Source organism: Microcoleus sp., assembly GCF_041354475.1.
Taxonomy (GTDB): Bacteria; Cyanobacteriota; Cyanobacteriia; order Cyanobacteriales; family Microcoleaceae; genus Microcoleus.
Genome location: NZ_JBGJZU010000008.1, coordinates 1 through 21,504, shown reverse-complemented (window position 1 = coordinate 21,504; position 21,504 = coordinate 1). Strand labels below are relative to the sequence as shown.

The window sequence follows — 21,504 nt, the reverse complement described above, 5'->3', positions numbered from 1 at the left end:
AACCCCTGTCTCATAGCGAAAGTCCTCTCAAAGAGGACTAGGATTGATGATGATTTAATTGGATTTATCAGTCGGTTTCAACCGACTTTTGCTATGAGACAGGGAATTGATTCCCTGGCGGACTTGTCGGTGAATGCGAAAACTTTTGAATGCGAAAGATTGTGGGTAAGTCCGAGAGTCCGCCAGGGGTTGAAAACCCCTGTCTCATAGCGGAAGTCCTCTCAAAGAGGACTAAGATCGATCGTAATTTAATTGGATTTATCAGTCGGTTTCAACCGACTTTTGCTATGAGACAGGGAATTAATTCCCTGGCGGACTTGTGGGTGAATGCGAAAACTTTTGAATGCGAAAGATTGTGGGTAAGTCCGAGAGTCCGCCAGGGGTTGAAAACCCCTGTCTCATAGCGAAAGTCCTCTCAAAGAGGACTAAGATCGATCGTAATTTAATTGGATTTATCAGTCGGTTTCAACCGACTTTTGCTATGAGACAGGGAATTAATTCCCCGGCGGGCTTGTGGTGAATGGAAAGACTTTTGAATGCCAAAAATTTTGGGTAAGTGGGTGAATGCGAGAGTTCGATCTGTTAATTCTCTGATCTTTTCGGATACCAGCGGGTTGGGCGATCGTCTCGATCGGTGATTTGTTCTAAATGCGAATTTACAGTGTTTCCCAAATGATGTTGCTTTTGATTGATAACATAAGCGACTGCTTGTTCTAGTTGTGTTTGTCCTAAAGAAAATACTCCATATCCTTCTTGCCAGCCAAATCTATTGGGATTTTGCAAAATTTGATTGAGGTAATGGCTGCTGCTACCTTTAATATTTTTCACAAATTCAGCGATCGATTGTCTCGGAGGAATGGAAACTATTAAATGGATGTGATTTTCTGTGCCACCGATAGCGTGGACGATGCAATTGAGGGTATCAGCTTTGCCGATAATGTAATTGTAAAGTTCTGTTTCTCTTTGTGGATGTATCAGAGGTTGCCTCTCTTTTGTTGCCCAGACTAAATGATAGTACAGCCGCCACATTGCCATAAATATGTTTCCGATCTTTATGTAATTTTTTTATTATTTTGCGATCGACTAGCTATGTTATTTTACCATGTCGGTAGCTCGTTTGAGAATGTAATCTAGATTTACCAGTCGGTTTCAACCGACTTTCGCTTTCTCGACGGGGAATTAATTCCCCGGCGGACTTTTGGGTTAATCCGCAAACTCCGGCGGATTTGTGGGTGAATGCGAAGATTTTTGAATGCGAAAGATTTTGGGTAAATCCGAGGGTCCGCCAGGGGTTGAAAACCCCTGTCTCATAGCGAAAGTCCTCTCAAAGAGGACTGGGATTGATGATGATTTAATCTAGCTTTTCAGTCGGTTTCAACCGACTTCTGCTTTGAGGCAGGGGTTTAAACCCCTGCCGAACTGCCGGACTGCCGCACTGCGGGTATTACCTTTATTAAAGTGAATCGCGATATTTCTTAGGAGTCACACCGACGATTTTGCAGAAAGTCTTGCTAAAGTGACTTTGGTCGTGAAACCCGACTTGCTGCGAAATATAGGTTATTGATAAATCTGGCTTTTTCAACAATTGTTTGGCTTTTTCAATCCGGTACTGGGTGACGTATTGATGGGGCGTGACTCCAGTTGATTGTTTGAACAAACGACTGAAATAATAAGGACTCATCTGCACTAAGTTAGCCAGTTCAGCTATGTGCAAATCTCGGTTTAGGTGGTCATTTATGTAGTTAATAACTATCTGCAATTTGACAGGTTCGAGACCGCCTTCAAAATCTCGCCGATGCGGTTTTTGTGCACAATAGCGGTGCAGTATGTGCATTGAAAGTGCGTTTTTCAGTGCATCGACATAAAGAGTGCCGTTTAATCCACCTGATTCCAGTTCGGTTTTCAGAGCCCAGGCAATGCCGAAAATTAACGGATCGCAGATTTGCCATTGCGGTATAATCTCAATGAGGTTTGAATTGGTTGATTCGCCAACTGTATTGTCGAAGTCGGTGGGTTCAAGTGCGATCGCCATAAATTCAGGATCTTCGACTGCACCTGACTGGAAATCAGTACCAGCAGCACCGATGAATATCTCTCCGCTTTGCCACGGTTCGCTACCGTAGTGTTTCCCGTTCAGTATTCCTGTTACTGTTACTGAATTGAGTATCAGCCCAATGCTGTGCTGTTGGAAACAGTGTTCGGGAGATTCGTTTGGTGACTGACGGTGATATTCGACATGAATTCCCTCCCACTTTGCGCCGTGACTCGACAGGATTGCGGGACGTGGGAAAAGCGATTTCATCGCGTCTGTCTGGGCAAAATCAAGAATTAGCTGTTTCTCTGAGGACATAGCCTGCACCTGCTGGGGTAGTTGCTATATCATATATAGCGGTTCCCTGTGTAATGAGGTACGAATAAAAGGTTAAATGGCTTGCTGAGTAAGGGTTTAGATGTACCTCACCAGTCCGGGAACCGCTATATTTATGAAGCAGGGAAAACGCATCTCAATACTTTTAGCTTGTAGCCAAGTTTCGATCGCCCTAAATCCTGATTAACAAGGGTGACTTTGAATACTCTTATCCACCCTTTTGTAGGGGCGGTACCAAGAGTACCCGCCCTCTCTCTCTGTTAAATTAGCGCGAGATAAAATGCGCCCAAATATTCCCATCTGGCCCGGCGACTTGATTCATATAATTGTAAGGATACATCAACTTTCTACCCTCAGTATCCCTATAACCAGTGAGTGCATCTCCCCACGGATCTTGCACGATATAACCCTCGGAATTGTAACCAATTAAGGTGATAATATGACCGGAAGCAGTAAAATCTCCGGCTAAAACCACTGGCCGCCGATTCAACAATTCCGATCGCAAATCAGCCCATTTCCGAGTCGTACTAAAACTCGTCTTGAACCCATAGGCTTTAATCAGCGCCGAAAGCACGTTATGATCGGTTTGCGAACCCTGACCCGCATAGTCAAAACACCACTGCAATAACTCATCCTCCAACTGTCCGCCCCACTTAGAACGAACACCATAGTAATAAAGTATCATGGCGATCGCAGTTACATTGCAAGTAGACCAATCAAAACGGGGATTATCGCGCTGGGAAAAATAGGGCACATTCAATTCCACATTATTAGGAATTGGGTCGAAAACTTTATCGCCCCGCTTAAACTGAATAGAAGTAGGAACAACAAAACCTGTATTGCCAAAATTAGGCAGTTCTTCCGTCAAAGAAATCTTCAGGTGATTTCCTTCCAAACCGTAGCTTTCCACACCGTAAACTCGACCCAGAGGCAACGTAGTCCTTTCCGTCGCGCTCAATTGGTTAGCATCAACTGGTCGTTTTTTAAACACCGTGGGTTGCAACATTGTTACGGTCAAAGCATCGGGATCAAAGATAATTTCTTTATCTAATTTTTTAATTTGAACGTGACGCCAATAGATAAAGCCCACATTCCCAAAATCAGGAATAGATTCGGCAAGAGTTACCCGGAAATGACCCAAAATGCAGGCATAGCCAGTAATCGCATAGGTACTGCCTAAAATTAGGTCAGCTACCTGATTTGCTGGGAGTTTTGGTGAATCTTCAGGTGAAGCTTTAATCTGGGTGGTTTGAGTTACCAACAGTTGAGCGCTGATGTTAGTATTGGGTACATCAGCTAGGTCAAATTTGAGGATTTTTGTACCTTTGGCTAGCTGAACGTCTGGTTCATAAAAATAGCCAAAAGTGCCGATCGGCGTAATTGCCGCATCCAAAACCACCTTGAGATGGCCATCAATAAATCCGTACTTGTTAACAATCAAAGTTTGCCCAGCTTTGACCAGAATTTTTTGCTGATTGTTTAGTCGGGAAGAGTCCACTGGAGCTACTTTAAATAAAGTATCAGAAACTATCTTTAAAGTCAAATCTTTCCCGACAGTTAAGGGGTCAGAACTTACGGTAATATAAATGATTTGACTGCCAGTAACATTGCCTTTGCTATCAGTCGCTCGCAGTCGCAGCCAACGAGCTCCAGGCGTGCTAAATCCTTTGGCTAAATTTACTTGCCAAGTGCCTGCTGTTTGGTTTAGTGTGACGTTTAGTGGCAGCTTATCCTCGGCTATGACTTCAACTTTGACTGCTTCTTGTTTATCAAAAGTACCTGAAAGTGCGATCGTCTGATTCAGCAACACTTCCGTCGGACCTTGATAAGTTAAATTTGGTGCCGGATTGAAAGATTTGCCACCGCGGGCAAATTGTACAAAATCGGGAAAAATAAAACCAGTATTACCAAAGGGCGGTAAATTTTCAGTAAGAGAGACTTTAATGTGGCCTTGTTCGATGGAAAATCCGCTAATTCCGTAAATTATTCCCGCTGGTAAAGTAATTTTTTCCTGTGGTTGCAGAGTCGCTGCATTCGCTGGTCGCTTTTTAAACACAGTAGTTTTGAGAACAGTCATGGTGACTGCATTTGTGTCAAAGGGAATACCTCGACCGTTTTGCAAAATTTGGACGTGCTGCGAGTACAGAAAACCGGAAGTTCCCAAGTTGGGTATGGGGCGATCGAAGGTGACTCGAAAATGATTTTCCATGCAAGCATAGCCGAGGATATTGAAGGTTTCTCCCTGACTGAGGTCTACTTTTTGATTGGAGGATAAGGTAGCGGAATCGGCGGGGCTGAGCTTCAATTTACTTTTTTTGACTACCCAAAGTAACTGCATTCCCGGTGGGGGTGTGGGTAAGTCAGTGCGATCGAATCTGAGAACTTTTGCACCTTTGGTTAGCAAAACGTGTTCTTCATAGAAATAGCCAGATTTTCCCACAGGAGAAATGGGATTATTTAGTTCTACTCTCAGGTGTCTATCGTCTAACTCATAATCTGCCAGCATATAGGTTTGACCCGCGATTGTGTCGGCTTTTTGTTGGTCATTGAGACTGGCTGATGCGATTGTTCCCGCTTTAAATTTGGTATTTTGGAGGACAACTAACATCAACAAGGGAAGGGCGGAGTTAGTAGCAGGATTGACTTTGATATTAAATGTTTGTTCGCCGATAACTTTGCCTGTTTTATCAGTTGCTTTTACTTGCAATGTGCGAATTCCAGGGTTGTCGAAGCCTTTGGCTAAACCGATACTCCAAGTACCTGTAGATAAATTTATTTCTACATTCAGGGCATTTGTGCCTTCGGTTGCTGAAATCCCAGCCACTCGATTTTTGTCAAAAATGCCCACTAGGGCTGCGGCTCGATTCGCCTCAATTTCTTGAGGGCCTAAGTAGGTCACAATACTGGTGCTGTTTGTCATCTCAATCTCTCTTAGCTAGGTTTGCGGTTAAATCTGGCTGTTAATTTAAAATTTGCACAAATTTGGTAATTGTTCAGCTATCACAATGATAAATTCTGATTTTATCAAACATAACTGCTCGATCGCAAACAAAACCGCCCCTAGATTCAGTCTCAGGGCGGTAAGTGCCTTTAAGTTCGATCGGCTAAACTATGGTGACGAGAATATTCACCTGTCGATCGACATGATTAATTTTACTTAACTTAACTACACAATTGTGACCAGAATATCTTGAGCGTGAGTGTCAACTTTCATGGTTTCTCCTTCAAAAACTTGAATGATTTTGCCGGTACCATCGATGACAAAGGTGACGCGCTTGGCATAATCACCTTTTTCGACATCGTAGGCTTTGGTAATCGCGCCATCCACATCTGCTAATAGCTGGAAAGGCAAACAGTATTTTTCTGTGAACTTTTGGTGAGATTCCTCATTATCGCGGCTGACACCGAGAACTACAATATCTTTGTCCTTGTATTCTTCATAGGCTGCTTTGAAGCTTTGGGCTTGTCTGGTGCAGCCGGGGGTGTCGTCTTTGGGGTAGAAATACAATATGACGGTTTTACCGGAGAATTCAGAGAGGGATACTGTTTTGCCATTGGTGTCTTTGGCGGTAAATTGAGGGGCGGCGCATCCAACTGGTAAAGTCATAGTTTTGTTTCCCTTGTTTGGTTTTTCTTGCAGTTCCTCAACTTATTTTACTTGGTTATGTACCTTTGGAATGGGTGCATCTCACTTTTGGAAGGGCGAAGCATGACCGCAGGCAATTTATTAACGATCGCCAGAGATTTACTACGGTCATGCTTCCCCCCTACGAATATATTAACTGGTTCCCAGGCTGGAGCCTGGGAACCCATATCCAGAGGCTCTGCCTCGCTGGGGAAGATGGAAAGGTCGGCAAAGCCTCCCGCTCAGCGTTACCAGGTTGGAGTCTGGTAATATCAAATCCGGTAGCGTCTGAATTATTAAAATCTCTATTTTCTCCCTCTGTGTCCTCTGTGTTCTCTGCGGTTAAATAATTCCGATCCAACCTGAAACGATATAACGAGTAAAAAGGTCGGCAGAGCATCCCGATCGGCGTTACCAGGCTCCAGCCTGGTAACGAGTAAACCGTGATTAATTGTAGGGAAACAGCCTTGCTGTCTCCTGATTATAGGTAATATTAATTCCGATGCTACACGCCCACCGGTTGAGCCGCAGCAGCCATCATCGATGGATCGAGCTTAATCCCTAAACCTTCTGCCACTTGGCGGCCATAATTCGGATCGGCGCGGAAGAAATGGCACAGTTGGCGCATCTGAATCTCCGGTTTTGCTGCACCCAAACTTTCCACAATATTAGCGACAAGCCGCTGCTGTGCATCGGGTTTCATCAAGCGATAGAGGTCTCCTGCTTGAGTATAATCGTCATTGCCTTTACGATGATCGTAGCGATCGACTTTGACATTTCCTAAGTCCCAAGCTGGGTCAGCATAGACACAATTTTGCTTGGGCGTATCCTCATGGCTGTTAGGTTCGTAGTTCGGCGCGCTACCACCGTTGTTACCCAATGCCATTGCGCCATCTCGTTGGTAGTGCATCACCGGACATTTTGGTTGATTAACCGGCAATTGCTGATAGTTTGCACCGAGACGGTAGCGTTGAGCATCTGCATAGGACATGATGCGAGATTGCAGCACTTTATCTGGAGAGAAGCTAATTCCTGGAACCACATTAGAAGGAGAAAATGCCGCCTGTTCTACTTCTGCAAAAAAGTTTTGGGGATTGCGATTGAGTTCGAGAATTCCCACATTAATTAAGGGAAACTCTGAGTGCTTCCACACTTTTGTCAAGTCAAAGGGGTTTTCGCGATATTCTGCGGCCTGGGCTTCGGTCATTACTTGAATGCAAAAGCGCCACTTGGGATAATTACCTTGCTCGATCGCCTCAAACAAGTCGCGAGTCGAATGATCGGGATCTTCGCCTTTGATCCGCATCGCTTCTGCGGCGGTCAAATTTTCAATACCTTGCATGGTTTTGAAGTGGAATTTGCACCAAACTCGTTCTCCTTTGGCATTGATGAGGCTGAACGTATGGCTGCCAAAACCATCCATGTGGCGGTGGTTTTTCGGTGTACCGCGATCGGAAAACAGAATTGTCACCTGATGCAGAGATTCTGGACTCAGCGACCAGAAATCCCACTTAGCGTTAGGATCTTTGAGATGCGTTTGCGGATGGCGCTTTTGTGTGTGGATAAAATCAGGGAATTTAAGCGGATCGCGGATGAAGAAAACAGGGGTGTTGTTACCCACTAAATCCCAGTTACCTTCTTCGGTGTAAAATTTGAGCGAAAAGCCTCTGGGATCACGTTCGGCATCCGCTGAACCTTGTTCGCCGCCTACGGTAGAGAAGCGGAGGAGAACCTGAGTTTGTTTACCAATTTCTGAGAATAGCTGAGCTTTGCTATAGCGAGTAATGTCATGGGTGATGGTCAACGTACCAAATGCAGCGGCTCCTTTAGCATGGACAACGCGCTCAGGAATGCGTTCTCGGTTGAAGTGAGCCAGCTTTTCCATCAGGTGAAAATCCTGCATCAGGATGGGCCCGCGTTCACCGGCAGTCAAGGAGTTCTGGTTATCTGCAACGGGAATCCCGTCCGCCGTTGTCAATGTTTTATGTTCTGTCATGGTTGGTAAATCGATTGCTCTATCCTCAGTGTTCCATAGGTTTCTGGGACGGGGGTCTATCTGCGGAGGTAATTCTCGGATTTGCGATCGGGTGTTAGATTATGAGTGTGTTTTCAAAGTTTACTGAGTTAATTAAAACCAATTTGCCAATAAAATATGATTGATTTCTACACTGTGATTCTCAGAAGAAGTGCTGATTATTGGGTTTCTCTGTGTTTGGAAAATGGATTGGTGGGACAAGGCAATACTCCTGAACAATCTATTGATAAACTGAAACAAGCTATTGAGTCATTTTCCGAAGTGTATGAATCAGAGTCTGATGTTTATCTCAGCCCTCTTTCTATTAATGAGTTACACGAGTTTCTAACTTTAGAAGATGCGGAAGCCTCAGACACTTATGAACTAAGAAAAGTTTATGCCTAAAATAATTAGACTTCAGGACTTACGCAGGGGGCCCAGAAACCGGGTTTTTTTACGAAAATACTGAGTTACAACCCGAAGATTTGGTAAAAAACCCGGTTTCTTTGGTAGAAATGGGTAAGTCCTGACTTAATTAATCTTGACAACAGGTTCTCACATATTCTCGAACAACAACAGATAAATCAAACAATACTTTCTCTCCTTCTATTCTTTTGAGCAAATAACGCTCACGCAACGATCGCAACCCATTCATTAAGTCCATTGATGACAGAGATAAACTTTGGCTTAAATCTTCCCTTGACACAGGTAAGTCAAATTTACTTAATTGTAAAAGAATCTCTTGCTCTGTGGGTGATAGTCGCTTGAATAATTCAGTCAACCTAGATTTCATATCTTTAGTGACAACTAAACTATCTTCTTTTAAAAAATCAGCAACTTTCCCCCCAAATATATTTTTAATTAAACTGGCAATATCTTTTAGATCAACGAAATTTCCTCCGTACATATCGCTCAAATCCGCCCAGGAGTCATCATCTTTTAGTCCCCATTTTTTGAATATTTCTGTATTGTCTAATCCTTGTAAATCTAAGCACTTAATAGGATATAAATCCTCATCCAGACTAATCATTTCTTGACATTGTTCCTGACTTATTAAAATGAAGCTGCTTTGATGTTCTAGATTTGTCATCATTTTCAATAAATTTTGGAAATTTTTAGATTCCGTTTTGAACTCTCCTGCCAATTCTCCCTTAATAAATAATTCTTGGACATCATCAACGATGATTAAACATCTTTGTTGACGCAAAAGATTGAAAAATTGAGTTAACTTATTATCAGTTTGAATATAATCGCGATCGACACCTGTGATAATTTCATTAATAATGTCATCTAAAGATTGAGATATTTTGAGATTTTTCCAGATTACTACATCAAATTTTTGTAAATTTAGGTCAACAAACTGTTTGACTAGGGTGGTTTTGCCAATTCCACTTAATCCTAAAACTGAGACTAGATGAACATTTTGGTCGATTAACCAGTGGGAGAGGGTTTGAAGTTCGGTTGTGCGATCGTAAAAACTGGTAATTTTAGGCGCTAGGGTTAAATCGTGATACAGAGATTTAGATTTATTTTTAGTTATATTTTCTTGAATATCTTTGCTTGTATTATATAAAATTTGTGGATTAAAATTAAAATTGTGATTACTACCATTTACATGACAAATCTTTTGATTTTGAGATGATTGGATATGTAATCTTTGGAAGGTAGAGCAAAAATTGTATTTATTAATATCTTCGCCTAACTGTTTAGATAAAATCTGCCATAGCTGACGCCCAACATTTCTAACACGACTTTCACTACGTTTACAATCATCAGCAATTTCATCATAGGTCTTTCCCTGGTAAACCCCCGTAACTACAGCCTTTTGCACATCATCCAAGTGTTTTCCCGTCTTAGTGAATACCAACTGATCGGCACATTGTAAAACCTCTGCAACATTCATAAAATGTATCCACAGTAAATTTTTGATAATTATAGTATATTTTAAGACATTCTATTAATTTTTGTTAATTTTAGTTTGATTTTTATAAAAAAACACAAGATAAAATAAGATATTTTAAGCTTGTGTTCGTTTATCAAAGTATGTATAGTGATTTTTATGATTTTGTTTTGAACAAGGCACTTCAGTATGTCAATGCCCCAAGAAATGACTGATGCTAATCTTAGATCTATTCCATCCGGTCTATCTGGCATTTATGCAATATACCATAATTTTGATGGAGAAATTGATACTGCTTATGTAGGAAGAGCCAAAGGGACACCCGGAAGTTGTATTAAGACAAGACTGCAAAAACATTTTAATGGCACAGATAGACAGCGTATTGGCAGTGTGATATCCACCAGCCAAAAGGAAAAGGAGTTTTTCTTTTCTTATGAAACGATTGAAAGCTATGAAAAATTGAAGAGGATTGAAAAATCAGAAATTGTGAATATCCTACCAGCGGGGAACGTCCAACGCAATTTCAAAATTGAAGATTTAGGTATAGAGTGAGTGAATTATAAATCTTTTTAAAATTCATCTCGATCAGACAGAGTTCAACACAAGTTAGTGACAATAGAGGTAAAAGTTTATGAGTGATGGTCAAAGTGTTAAGTATGCAGTGGACTTGGTAATGTGTATTGATGGCACAGGTTCAATGAGTCATTTAATTGAAGAAGTGAAGTCAGCGGCTCTAAACTTTGCTCAGTTGATAGAAGCTAGGATGAAAGAAAAAAGTAAAAAAATCGATCAACTGAGAGCTAGGGTAATTGTATTTCGCGATTATTGGGCAGATTCACCCGATAAGGTTATGCAATGTTCCGAGTTTTTTGACTTGCGATCGCAGTCTTCATATCTGGATAATTTTGTTTCTCCAATTAAAGCTGAGGGTGGTGGCGATGAACCGGAAAATGGCTTAGAAGCAGTTGGGTTAGCACTTAAGTCTAACTGGGAAAAAGGAGACTTTAACAAACACCGATATGTCGTAGTTGTTTTCACGGATGCTAGCGCTCATAGTTTAGACAAAAGCGGAAAACCCAGCCACTATCCTAATGATATACCAAAAACCTTTGATGACTTGACCGATTACTGGCACGAAATGCCAGAATCAGACAAACGTTTATTGCTGTTTGCACCTGATGCAGATCCCTGGACAATGATGAGTAGCTGGGAAAATACGATTCATTATGTTTCGGAAGCAGGTAGGGGATTAGAAGATGTAGAAACGGAGGCGATTTTAGATGCGATCGCCAATAGCTTAAGGTGATGCAGATCTCTGGACAATTATGAACAGTAGTAGGGTGTGTCATATTTTTAAGTTAATGGTTAAAAAAATAGCTTTACTTTCTGACACACCCTAAACATCAAAATATTAGAAAAAATCAAGCATAAGCAAAAGGAATTAAGTTATGACTATGACTAAATTTAATTTAGTAGTCAATATAGAAGTTGCCGAAGACAAAGGCGAAGATGATAATCTAGCTGAACATTTTGGACAATCTTTTTTGATGGGAGTGTTTGACGGTTTAGGAGGTGCATCTGCTGGTTATGATGGCAAAACTGGGGGGCGCATTGCTTCAGCAGAAGCTTCTCAAATCACCAAAGAATTCTTCAAACAACGGTATGGCGAAATCGCGCCAGAAAATGTTATTGAATTGCAAAATAAAATTTGCCAATCGCTGAAACATAAAGCAGATAATAATATGCAAAAATCTCGCCTAAAAGGTACTTTATTGCAACATAGACTCTGTACGACGATCGCGCTGGCTAGCATTCCCAAGCAACAAGGACAAGAAAAAATTAAAATTTTTGAAGTTGACGTAGCTTGGATGGGAGATTCGCGGATTTATTTTCTTAGTCCAACTAAAGGTTTACAACAACTGACTAAAGATGACTTAAAAACTTCCAAAGATGCCTTGGAAATGCTGAGACAAGATCCACCAATGTCTCAATGTTTAACTGCTGATATCAGCCCGGAATCGCAGATTCATTTTCAGCACTATAAAATAGAAGAAACTGCTGGCTGTTTTTTAGCTTGTACTGATGGCTGTTTCCAGTATTTTTCTGCTCCTTGGGAATTTGAAAAATTGTTGCTAGAGATGCTCTCTAAGTCAGAAGGGGATACAATGGAAAAAAATACTTGGCAACAATTAATTAAACAAAGATACACAGAGATTAAGCAAGATGATGTTTCTTTAATTCTCTATCCAGTAGGATTTAACGGGATAAAGCACTTAAAGAGTTCTTATCAAAAACGTTTGCAGTATCTCCAAGAAAACTTTATGGCTCCTACAGCTAATAGTCGCTATGAGGATGTACAAAATCTCTGGGAAAAGTATAGAATTGATTATGAATATTATTTCCAATTTATTCAAGAAATTCAGCTAATAGCTACTTCTAAACTACCCGTATCAGAAGATTATTCCTCCAGTTCAGTAACTTCAGTCACTTCTAGTTTGAGTACACAAGAACTTAATCAAGTCTTTAAACAGAAAGCAGCAGCCAAGGCTGAAGAAATTCAAACTTTGTTGGAGCAGGCTTACTCTTATTATGAAAATAATCGCTTAAACGAAGCTCAAAATTTGTGCAGTCAAATTTTGAATATTGAGGTTCATAACACTGAAGCTAAATATCTTTTAGGATTGATTTACACTAAATCAGCTTTTACAGAAAGCAATTATTATAACAGAGGAGAGTTATTCAAAAAGGCAGCTTCCTACTTCGAGGAACTTGTTTTAAACAAGTCGGCTGTGGAAAAACTTATAGCTGTCGAAAAGATTGTGGAATCATACCGAATTCTAGGTTTTATTTACTATTCTTTAAATAGCCCAAACAAGTCTGTTGATTATTATCAAATATTTTTTAAGAGTGAGGGTTCAGATAAATTAGACAACTGGCAGGAACACTTGAACTTTTTTGTGATTTCTCTGAGGAATTCCACAGGCAATAAATGCGAATCGGCTAATTCAGCCATACAATTTTGTCACCGTCTAGTTCATAATACTAAACTCTTACCTTATGGTAGAAATACTGTAATTTACTACTTTATGGCACAACTACAAGAAATAGAAGGAGAATTAAATGCAGCCTTGAATAGTCTTCAAACAGTCTTGGCAAACTCTTTGCAACTGGATTATAAAATGCACCAAGAAGCGCAACAAATGTATCATAAAATTATGAATAAGTTAAACGGCAGGAGATATTAATAACCGATGTCTTACAAAAAAGGTGATGTTATTGCGGAAAAGTATGTAGTAACCCGTGATTTTGATAGTGCTAACGGTGGTCAATGTCAATGGGGTTTTGCTATGTACAATGGCAACGAATATTTTCTCAAAAAATTCCTCAGTCCAGTTTATCCAGGCGAAGATGCACCAGGAAGCGAAAAAGGAAAACAAAAGCGGCGGGATCAGTGTGATGAATTTGCTAGAAAACAGCTAGCTATTCAAACAGCATTATCCGCTTGTGGTGCAGGTGGCTCAGTAGTCGTGACCGTGGAATTTTTTAAGTACGGTGATGATTATGGTGAACATTTCTTCAAAGTCTGCCAAAAAGTTGATACCAGTTCCTTATCAAAGGAAATACATAAACTAGAGCAAAAAAAGCGTTTATTTGTGATGCTAACAGCAGCAGGCGCGCTGAAAATTTTACACTCCAATGGCATTGTCCATCTTGACTTGAAACCAGATAATGTGCTGATTCAAGAATGGGAAGGAAGGCAAGTTGCTAAAATTATTGATTTTGATAGTAGTATTCTTGAAGGAGAATTAATCGCGGCAGAATTTTTAGTCGGCGATCCGGTATATTATTCCCCAGAATTTGCCAAACATATTGCCACAGCAGGAAAGACACCTGCACCCACTAAAAAATCTGATCTTTTTTCCCTGGGTTTGATTTTCAGTCAATATTGGACAGGTACTCGTCCGGTTTTATCAGAAAAGTATACTTATGCTCACGAAGCTATTCTGGATGGGAAACAACTGGAATTACCGTCGATTAAAAATACAACTAAATTGCGCGGTACTCTCATTGAAGATCCACTAGATACCGAAGTGCGTAAACTAATAGGAGAGATGTTAGCTTTAAACCATGAAGAAAGACCTGATATTAATCAAGTCCATCAAAAAATCAAATATTTTTATAATAATGGTGCTCCACCCAAAGATGGTAAAAATAAGCTAATCATTAATCTGAAGTCCAAATTATGAAAGTTTTGATTTTATGAAAAAAACGTACCAGTGTAAAGGTTGTGGGAATGAAGTTGTTTCACTGATGAAGCCTTCAGAGTGTCAGGTTTGTACAGGACGAGAATGGACGAGATTAGCTACGAGTAAACCGATTGATTCAGGAGATGAAACTATGGCTATTGATAAAGATTTATTTTCTTCGTTTAAATTTCGATCTACTATCGAGGGCTATTGCCGAGATATTGGCTGGAATATTTCTAGGATTGATAATGAAATAGCTGTAATTAAGTTTGATATGGAGTCTGGAACTACTCAAACTTTATTGATTGTCAAGTATGATTCTACTCTTGAATTTTCTTGTCCTAGTGGTTTAAAATTTGACGATATAGATGATGTTCCCCATAATCTATCTACGTTTCTTCTTGGAAAAAATGCTGAATATAAACTGGGTTTTTGGGCTTTGCAAAAACTCGGAGGCAAACAAACGTTTTCAATTATTCATAACGCAGAGATGAGTTTGATAGATGTTAATTATTTCGGTCGAGTAATAATCAGATTGATACAAGAATGTGATGATTTTGAAAGAAAAATTGAAGAATTACTCAATAATTAATATGCCTTAGCGTAGTTATCCGTTAGTAATCTCTTTTTTGGACGTGGAGTGTTGGAGGTTGAACGATCGCCCATTCCCAACACCCATCACTGCAACCCCTCTGTTGTGGATGTATTTTTCAGAACCAGGACTTACGCATGGGGCCAAAAACCCGGTTTCTCCGTCAATATTTATCGAAAAAGTGACGATTCTTGGAAGAAACCGGGTTTTTTGTGTAAGCCCTAAGAACTATACTCTCCTGACTCTAAATAGGTGATGATAAGAATAGTACCTATTCAAAAGTTCTCTCAATGACTTTTATCCCATCGGAAGCGTTTAAATCAATTAGTTATCCCGATCGCACCGTCAAAAGAGCCGATCGCGCGATCCGGTGCAGCCCATTTCAATTACACTTCTTCCAGACCATCCGCGATAACAGCGTTTTCCTGACAACGATCGCCTCAAATTCCGGTGTCGAAAGCGGTTACACGCGATCGCCCGTAGCCGAACTCACAGCCGAAAACTCCCTGCTGTGGCTGATCCAAGTCGGCGTACTGCGGCGAGAAGTAGACGGACAAGGGATTACCGACAGTTTTCGCCTCACGCCCCTGGGCCGCCAACTTGTGGAAAAATGGGAAGGGGAAGGAGGTAAAGTGCCGGATGCTTCATTGTGCGATCGTCTGGGAAATGCCTTTAGCCGTGGGTTGGGACTGTTTCTATGAGCTTTTCTCGCTTGCCACAGTCTGATAGATAGTCCGACAGTCCGACAATCCGACAGTCCGACAGTCCGACAGGGAATGAATTCCCTGTCTCATAGCGAAAGTCGGTTAAAACCGACTGCAAGTGTCAATTCAATTCGATGTTGAGTTTCGCATAAAACCGACTGCAAGTCTAAATTCAACTTGATATTGAGTTTCGCATTTCACGTTAATCAACCTCCTCAGTCCTCTTTCAGAGGACTTGCGCTATGAGACAGGGATTTCAATCCCTGTCGGATTGTCGGACTCGCCGTAAAACGAGTTCTACCCCTTAAAGCCGTCAAGCAAAGGACGGGGTTTTAGACCCATTTTCTTGATAAATTAAATACGGGATAGCTTAACTAATACAAATTAAACTTAAATCAAATTAAAACAATGGTTCAAACCACGACTAAACCTTTAACCCTGGACGAATTTCTCCAATTACCGGAAACCAAACCCGCCAGCGAATTCATTGATGGTCAGATTATCCAGAAACCTATGCCCCAGGGAAAACACAGCACAATTCAAAGCGATTTGGGTACTGACATCAACCGGGTACTCAAACCCCAACGCATCGCCCGCGCCTATTCAGAATTACGCTGCACCTTTGGCGGTCGATCGACTGTTCCTGATGTTACAGTGTTCACTTGGGAACGGATTCCCCGCGACTCGGACGGAAAAGTCGCCAACACCTTCGCCATCGCCCCGGATTGGACTATTGAAATTCTTTCCCCCGATCAAAGCCAAACCAAAGTTGTCCGCAACATCCTGCACTGTCTCGCCCACGGAACCCAGATGGGTTGGTTGATTGACCCGGAAGAGGAACTGGTATTTGTCTATTTTGCCGATCGCACCATAGCATTTTTTGAAGCACCGGGCGATCGCCTCCCCGTTCCACCTTTCGCCGAATCCTTCAATCTGACTGTCGGTGAAATGTTCGGTTGGTTGATTGAGTAGCGCTACCTTGATTTATGAAAGATTTTTTAACCACAGAGGGCGCAGAGGGCGCAGAGGAAGAGAGGAGGGAGTGGCCTAGGGATTTGGTTGGATCGAATGTGCGTGCGATCGCCTATACTGGAATATCTGGTTGTCAGCTCTTCAAGGCCGAGAGAGGACTAAAGTCCTCACTACAAACTTAATTATGATTATTTAACTCGACTTGATAAGTAAGTCCATCTAACTAAACTTAAGATATCGATGGCTAAAAAACTTACTGTATAAGCACTGTTCCGTCTTCCGTCTTCCTGAATTTCCCCCCTAGGGGGGGGCAGGGGGGGGTTCTTCCTTCTTCCGTCTTCCGTCTTCCTGAATTTCCCCCCTAGGGGGGGGCAGGGGGGGGTTCTTCCTTCTTCCTTCTTCCTTCTTCCTTCTTCCTTCTTCTAACAACTAACTACAGAAAACGTTTCTCAAAAATGGAAGCAAAATCTTACAAAGACAGCGTAAATCTGCCCCAAACCAAGTTTGAAATGCGCGCCAACGCCGTCAAACGGGAACCGGAATTGCAACAATTTTGGGCAGACGAACACATCTACGATCGCCTTTCGGAAAATAATCCGGGCGACTTGTTCATCCTCCACGACGGCCCACCCTACGCTAACGGCCAACTCCACATCGGCCACGCCCTCAACAAAATCCTCAAAGATTTCATCAATCGCTACCAGATGCTGTGCGGCAAAAAAGTCCGCTATGTCCCCGGTTGGGATTGTCACGGATTGCCGATCGAACTTAAAGTATTGCAAGATCTAAAATCGGCAGAAAGACTCAATCTTACCCCGATCGAACTCCGTCGCAAAGCCGCCGCCTTCGCCCAACAAACCGTCGAACAACAACGCGCTTCCTTCAAAACTTACGGTGTTTGGGGCGACTGGGAACATCCATATTTAACCCTGAAACCAGAATACGAAGCCGCCCAAATCGGTGTATTCGGTCAAATGGTGCTCAAAGGCTACATCTATCGTGGCTTTAAACCTGTTCACTGGAGTCCGAGTTCCAAAACCGCCCTCGCCGAAGCCGAATTAGAATATCCCGAAGGGCACACATCGCGCAGCATCTACGTCGGCTTCCATGTGAGAACTTTGTCAAAATCTTTGCAATCGAAGCTCAAGCGCTATATGCCGAGCCTCTGGGCAGCGATTTGGACGACTACCCCCTGGACGATTCCGGCCAACTTGGCGATCGCCGTCAATCCCGAATTGGATTACGCGGTGGTGGAACCATCGGCAAATTCCCACATCGCCCAACAATTCATGTTAGTAGCTCTGGATGCGGTCGATCGACTATCGGCAACTTTTAATACAGAATTAAAAATACTGGCGACTTTCAAAGGCAAAGAATTAGAAGGTTGTACTTACAAACATCCTTTGTTCGATCGCGAAAGTCCGATCGTTGCTGGCGGCGATTACATTACCGCTGATTCTGGGACGGGATTAGTTCACACCGCACCGGGCCACGGACAAGAAGACTTTATCGTCGGAAAACGCTGCGGTTTACCAGTTTTAACTCCCGTAGATGAAAACGGAAATTTCACCGCAGAAGCCGGAGTATTCGCAGGTCTAAATGTCCTCGGAAATGGCAATAGCGCAGTCATTGATGCTCTTTCCGAAGCAAATGCTTTGATTAAAGAGGAAAGTTACGCTCACTCTTATCCTTACGATTGGCGCACTAAGAAGCCAACTATTTTTAGGGCGACGGAACAATGGTTTGCTTCGGTGGAAGGGTTTCGTGATGAAGCGTTAACAGCCATTTCTAATGTGAAGTGGATTCCCGCCCAAGGCGAAAATCGGATTACTGCAATGGTAGGCGATCGATCGGATTGGTGCATCTCCCGCCAGCGGACTTGGGGCGTTCCGATTCCGGTATTCTACGATGAAGAAACTAACGAACCGCTTTTAAACGAAGAAACTATCGCCCACGTCCAAGCAATTATTGCTGACAAGGGTTCTGATGCTTGGTGGGAAATGTCGATCGCCGAATTACTGCCGGAATCTTACCGCAATAATGGCCGCACTTATCGCAAGGGAACGGACACGATGGATGTGTGGTTTGACTCTGGTTCTTCCTGGGCCGCAGTGGCTAAAGGGCGATCGGAATTGAACTATCCTGCTGATATGTATTTGGAAGGTTCAGACCAACATCGCGGTTGGTTTCAATCCAGTTTACTCACCAGCGTAGCAACTAATGGTGTGGCTCCTTACAAAACAGTTTTGACTCATGGTTTTGTGCTGGATGAAAAAGGCCGCAAGATGAGCAAATCTGAAGGAAATGTTGTCGATCCAGCCTTGGTAATTAAGGAATACGGGGCCGATGTTTTGCGGTTGTGGGTGTCTTCGGTAGACTACTCGGCCGATGTGCCTTTGGGCAAAAACATTCTCAAACAGCAGTCGGATGTTTACCGCAAAATTCGCAATACAGCTAAGTTTTTGCTGGGGAATTTGCACGACTTTGACCCCGCAAAAGATGCTGTCCCTTACGCGGAATTGCCGGAACTCGATCGCTATATGTTGCACAGAATGGGCGAAGTATTTGCGGAAGTAAAGGATGCTTTTGATAACTTCCAATTTTCTCGATTTTTCCAAACAGTGCAGAATTTCTGCACAGTAGACTTGTCGAGTTTTTATCTGGATATTGCCAAGGATAGACTTTACATCAGCGCTACAGATGCTCACCGCCGCCGGAGTTGTCAGACGGTGATTGCGATCGCTGTGGAGAATTTGGCAAAGGCGATCGCACCTGTGTTGTGTCACATGGCTGAGGATATTTGGCAATATATTCCCTATCCCACATCGCACAAATCAGTGTTTGAATCGGGTTGGGTAGAATTGGATGCTTCATGGCACAATCCAGAATTGGCGACTCGTTGGCAATATTTGCGGCAAGTACGTGGGGAAGTGAACAAGGTTTTGGAAAAAGCTCGGATGGAGAAGGCGATCGGTTCTTCTTTGGAAGCTAAGGTTTTATTGTATGTTCCTGATGTTGAAAAAAGAGAGCAGTTACAAGCTTTGAATCCTAGTAGTGAGGGATTGCTGGAGTTTGTGCGATCGCAAAATTCAATTATCGAGTTAGCAGCAGCGGAAAAAGCTAAAGCAGTACAAGATCTACAGGAAGAACAAGCAGCAAATGTTGCCAAGGTATTGACAGAAACGACAATTCATGTAGAGGAGGAAACCATCGCAGAGGGCGATCGACCTTCAGAAGTCATCGAATATTCTGCCGTTGAACCCTCGGTTCCCGATCCACAGCCAATCTTCGAGCGAGTTGCTCAGTTTGTAGCAGATATACCTACCTACCTGGGCAATTTCTTCACAGAATACCAAAAGGTTTTGGTCACAGTTGGCTTGTTGGCCTCACTCTTGGTAACTGGTAAAGTAACCCTGGGAATCTTGGATACAATAAATCAAATTCCCATGCTGGGGGGACTGTTGGAAATCATCGGTATCCTATTCACCATTTGGTTTGCTTTCCGTCATTTGTTGTTCGCAGCTAGCCGTCAAGAACTGGCAGAAAATATTGAGTTGCTGACAGCAGATGTGCTGGGCAAGACCAGCGCGATTGTGATTGCAGAAACCCAGGCGATCGTACTCACAGCCCCAGTAGAAACAGCGATTGTAGCAGTACCTGAAATCCCGGAAATGGTACTGGCGAGCTCAGTCCAACCACTGATGGTAGAAGTACCTGAAATCCAGACAACTGAATTAATTCCAGTCGAACCAAAATTAGAAACACCGGCCCAAATACCTGTAGCTTCTAATTTAGTAATGACCGGCAACGGTGTAGACGAATTGCGCTATTTGTTCATTACTTCGGAAGTGGAACTAATAGAATCGAATCAGGTTCTGCAAGAGTTGCCTTACAACTTCCAGTCTCCTGATTTGGCGATTGGTGTGGTCAAAGCAGATGGCGAAAAGTGCGATCGTTGCTGGAATTATTCTACTCACGTCGGCGAGTCGATCGAACATCCGCTAATTTGCGAACGCTGCGTTTCAGCAGTAGACGGTGAATTTTAATCTAGGCGCTGATAACGCACCCTACATTTAGATGTAATGTGCGTTAATTGAAGTTTTGTAGGAGCAGGTTCGCCTTTGATATTTGAGAAGTATCGACAAATTATATAAACCCGCCCCCACCAAACAAACAGCCCTTTATTTCCAGTCTAAGAACTAAATATCCTCTGGATCGATCCCCATCTCCCGCAGCTTAGCCGCTAGCCGATCGGCTCGTTGCTTTTCATGCTCTGCGCGCTCCTCGCCCGTCAGCAGTAGATTCCCATCGCTATCCCACCAACGCAGCCAGGGCAACGTTTGATTGCCTTCGGGCCCGATCCAAATGCCCAATTCTACACCCATGCGGGCGATCGGGTAATGCCCGCGCTGGTTCGCTGCAATGAGTTGATAGTGATTTGCCACTAATTCATAAACTTCGACTGCGGCTTTCTCCACCTCGTAAATTGCATAGAAGGGAATCCGAATCGCCTGCTCATAAACCCAAAACTTCCCCGCTTTGGCTCCCTCAACTGCCGAGGGCGGTGTCGAATCGCGCTCTTCTGAGCCATTTCCTGACACAAACTTGATCGCAATTAGCGGAGCCACAAATTCCTTCCACAACACATAAGATCGCCGTCCCACCCCATCCAACAAGGGCGGCACATTCGGCACATAGAACCAGTCCGGTGCTTCTGCACCTCCCTCCGGTGGGTCAGTCAAGCGCCAATAAATCCCACAATCTTGACCAATCGCGTATTGCCCATCCGGGTGCAGTCGATCGAGGATAGGACGAATAGAAGTGGTGAGTAGCAAACTTTGCGGATGTTCTTGGAAATTTTTCACAAATGTACCATCTGACTCCGGTAACTGCGTATGATCCGGTAATGATAAAAGAGGCCGTGATTGCGCGATCGTCATGGGGATATCTCCAACTTTAGCTAGACAGACGGGAATCCCCACACTATACCGCCTCGGTTAGTGTGGGATGAAAGGCGTGTGAGGTGAGGATTCCATCTGTTCACAATCTCAAAGCATAGCTTTGAGGAGTGGGCGGATGGAT

At 42.8% G+C, this 21,504-nt stretch carries 18 protein-coding genes; 11 read left to right on the top strand and 7 right to left on the bottom strand.

Features of this window, described 5'->3' with window-relative positions; all coding sequences use genetic code 11:
- A partial coding sequence (locus ACBR23_RS04835; protein WP_371119152.1) for a hypothetical protein occupies window positions 1-210 on the top strand: 210 nt, incomplete at its 5' end.
- A 372-nt stretch (window positions 211-582) separates the two neighbouring features.
- Here ACBR23_RS04835 and tnpA read toward each other — a convergent pair.
- The 3 genes from tnpA to ACBR23_RS04820 form a co-directional block, all read right to left on the bottom strand.
- Window positions 583-1,035, bottom strand: a complete 453-nt coding sequence (gene tnpA / locus ACBR23_RS04830; protein WP_371113620.1) for an IS200/IS605 family transposase — start codon at window positions 1,033-1,035, stop codon at window positions 583-585.
- A gap of 418 nt (window positions 1,036-1,453) precedes the next feature.
- Entirely contained in the window at window positions 1,454-2,350 is an 897-nt protein-coding gene (locus ACBR23_RS04825; RefSeq protein WP_371113621.1) for a helix-turn-helix transcriptional regulator, read from the bottom strand.
- Window positions 2,351-2,633: 283 nt separating this feature from the next.
- Window positions 2,634-5,288 (bottom strand): C39 family peptidase, encoded by a 2,655-nt coding sequence (locus ACBR23_RS04820; RefSeq protein ID WP_371119153.1) that lies wholly within the window; start codon window positions 5,286-5,288, stop codon window positions 2,634-2,636.
- A gap of 85 nt (window positions 5,289-5,373) precedes the next feature.
- Here ACBR23_RS04820 and ACBR23_RS04815 point away from each other — a divergent pair, with 85 nt between their 5' ends.
- On the top strand, window positions 5,374-5,529 hold the full coding sequence (locus ACBR23_RS04815; protein WP_371113623.1) for a hypothetical protein: 156 nt from the start codon (window positions 5,374-5,376) through the stop codon (window positions 5,527-5,529).
- Between the two features lie 5 nt (window positions 5,530-5,534).
- Here the strand turns inward: ACBR23_RS04815 and ACBR23_RS04810 are convergent, their stop codons facing one another.
- Together ACBR23_RS04810 and ACBR23_RS04805 are read right to left on the bottom strand one after the other, a co-directional pair.
- A complete protein-coding gene (locus tag ACBR23_RS04810) occupies window positions 5,535-5,975 on the bottom strand; it encodes a peroxiredoxin (protein WP_371113624.1) in 441 nt (146 codons plus the stop codon).
- A gap of 523 nt (window positions 5,976-6,498) precedes the next feature.
- Entirely contained in the window at window positions 6,499-7,989 is a 1,491-nt protein-coding gene (locus tag ACBR23_RS04805; RefSeq protein ID WP_371119154.1) for a catalase, read from the bottom strand.
- A gap of 156 nt (window positions 7,990-8,145) precedes the next feature.
- On the opposite strand from ACBR23_RS04805, the gene ACBR23_RS04800 reads away from it, so the two are divergent.
- Complete coding sequence (locus ACBR23_RS04800; protein WP_371113626.1) at window positions 8,146-8,412, top strand: hypothetical protein; 267 nt, start codon at window positions 8,146-8,148, stop codon at window positions 8,410-8,412.
- A 130-nt stretch (window positions 8,413-8,542) separates the two neighbouring features.
- Here ACBR23_RS04800 and ACBR23_RS04795 read toward each other — a convergent pair whose 3' ends face one another.
- Window positions 8,543-9,910, bottom strand: a complete 1,368-nt coding sequence (locus ACBR23_RS04795; protein WP_371119155.1) for an NB-ARC domain-containing protein — start codon at window positions 9,908-9,910, stop codon at window positions 8,543-8,545.
- 192 nt (window positions 9,911-10,102) lie between these two features.
- Here ACBR23_RS04795 and ACBR23_RS04790 point away from each other — a divergent pair, with 192 nt between their 5' ends.
- The 8 genes from ACBR23_RS04790 to ileS all read left to right on the top strand — a co-directional run bounded on the left by ACBR23_RS04790 (window position 10,103) and on the right by ileS (window position 20,468).
- Entirely contained in the window at window positions 10,103-10,459 is a 357-nt protein-coding gene (locus ACBR23_RS04790; protein ID WP_371120847.1) for a hypothetical protein, read from the top strand.
- 79 nt (window positions 10,460-10,538) lie between these two features.
- Window positions 10,539-11,213 carry a VWA domain-containing protein gene (locus ACBR23_RS04785; protein ID WP_371119157.1) on the top strand — a complete coding sequence of 225 codons (675 nt, stop codon included), beginning with the start codon at window positions 10,539-10,541 and terminating at the stop codon, window positions 11,211-11,213.
- Between the two features lie 148 nt (window positions 11,214-11,361).
- The gene (locus ACBR23_RS04780; RefSeq protein WP_371125631.1) at window positions 11,362-13,152 is read left to right on the top strand and encodes a protein phosphatase 2C domain-containing protein; all 1,791 of its coding nucleotides are present in this window, start codon (window positions 11,362-11,364) and stop codon (window positions 13,150-13,152) included.
- Window positions 13,153-13,158: 6 nt separating this feature from the next.
- Entirely contained in the window at window positions 13,159-14,154 is a 996-nt protein-coding gene (locus ACBR23_RS04775) for a protein kinase (RefSeq protein ID WP_371119159.1), read from the top strand.
- 13 nt (window positions 14,155-14,167) lie between these two features.
- A complete protein-coding gene (locus ACBR23_RS04770; protein WP_015179124.1) occupies window positions 14,168-14,746 on the top strand; it encodes a hypothetical protein in 579 nt (192 codons plus the stop codon).
- A 290-nt stretch (window positions 14,747-15,036) separates the two neighbouring features.
- The gene (locus tag ACBR23_RS04765) at window positions 15,037-15,447 is read left to right on the top strand and encodes an Npun_F0494 family protein (RefSeq protein ID WP_371119160.1); all 411 of its coding nucleotides are present in this window, start codon (window positions 15,037-15,039) and stop codon (window positions 15,445-15,447) included.
- A gap of 411 nt (window positions 15,448-15,858) precedes the next feature.
- Window positions 15,859-16,422 carry a Uma2 family endonuclease gene (locus ACBR23_RS04760; protein ID WP_371119161.1) on the top strand — a complete coding sequence of 188 codons (564 nt, stop codon included), beginning with the start codon at window positions 15,859-15,861 and terminating at the stop codon, window positions 16,420-16,422.
- A gap of 455 nt (window positions 16,423-16,877) precedes the next feature.
- Window positions 16,878-20,468 carry an isoleucine--tRNA ligase gene (gene ileS / locus ACBR23_RS04755; RefSeq protein ID WP_371119162.1) on the top strand — a complete coding sequence of 1,197 codons (3,591 nt, stop codon included), beginning with the start codon at window positions 16,878-16,880 and terminating at the stop codon, window positions 20,466-20,468.
- A gap of 153 nt (window positions 20,469-20,621) precedes the next feature.
- Here ileS and ACBR23_RS04750 read toward each other — a convergent pair whose 3' ends face one another.
- The gene (locus ACBR23_RS04750) at window positions 20,622-21,362 is read right to left on the bottom strand and encodes a Uma2 family endonuclease (RefSeq protein WP_371119163.1); all 741 of its coding nucleotides are present in this window, start codon (window positions 21,360-21,362) and stop codon (window positions 20,622-20,624) included.
- Between the last annotated feature and the right edge of the window lie 142 nt (window positions 21,363-21,504).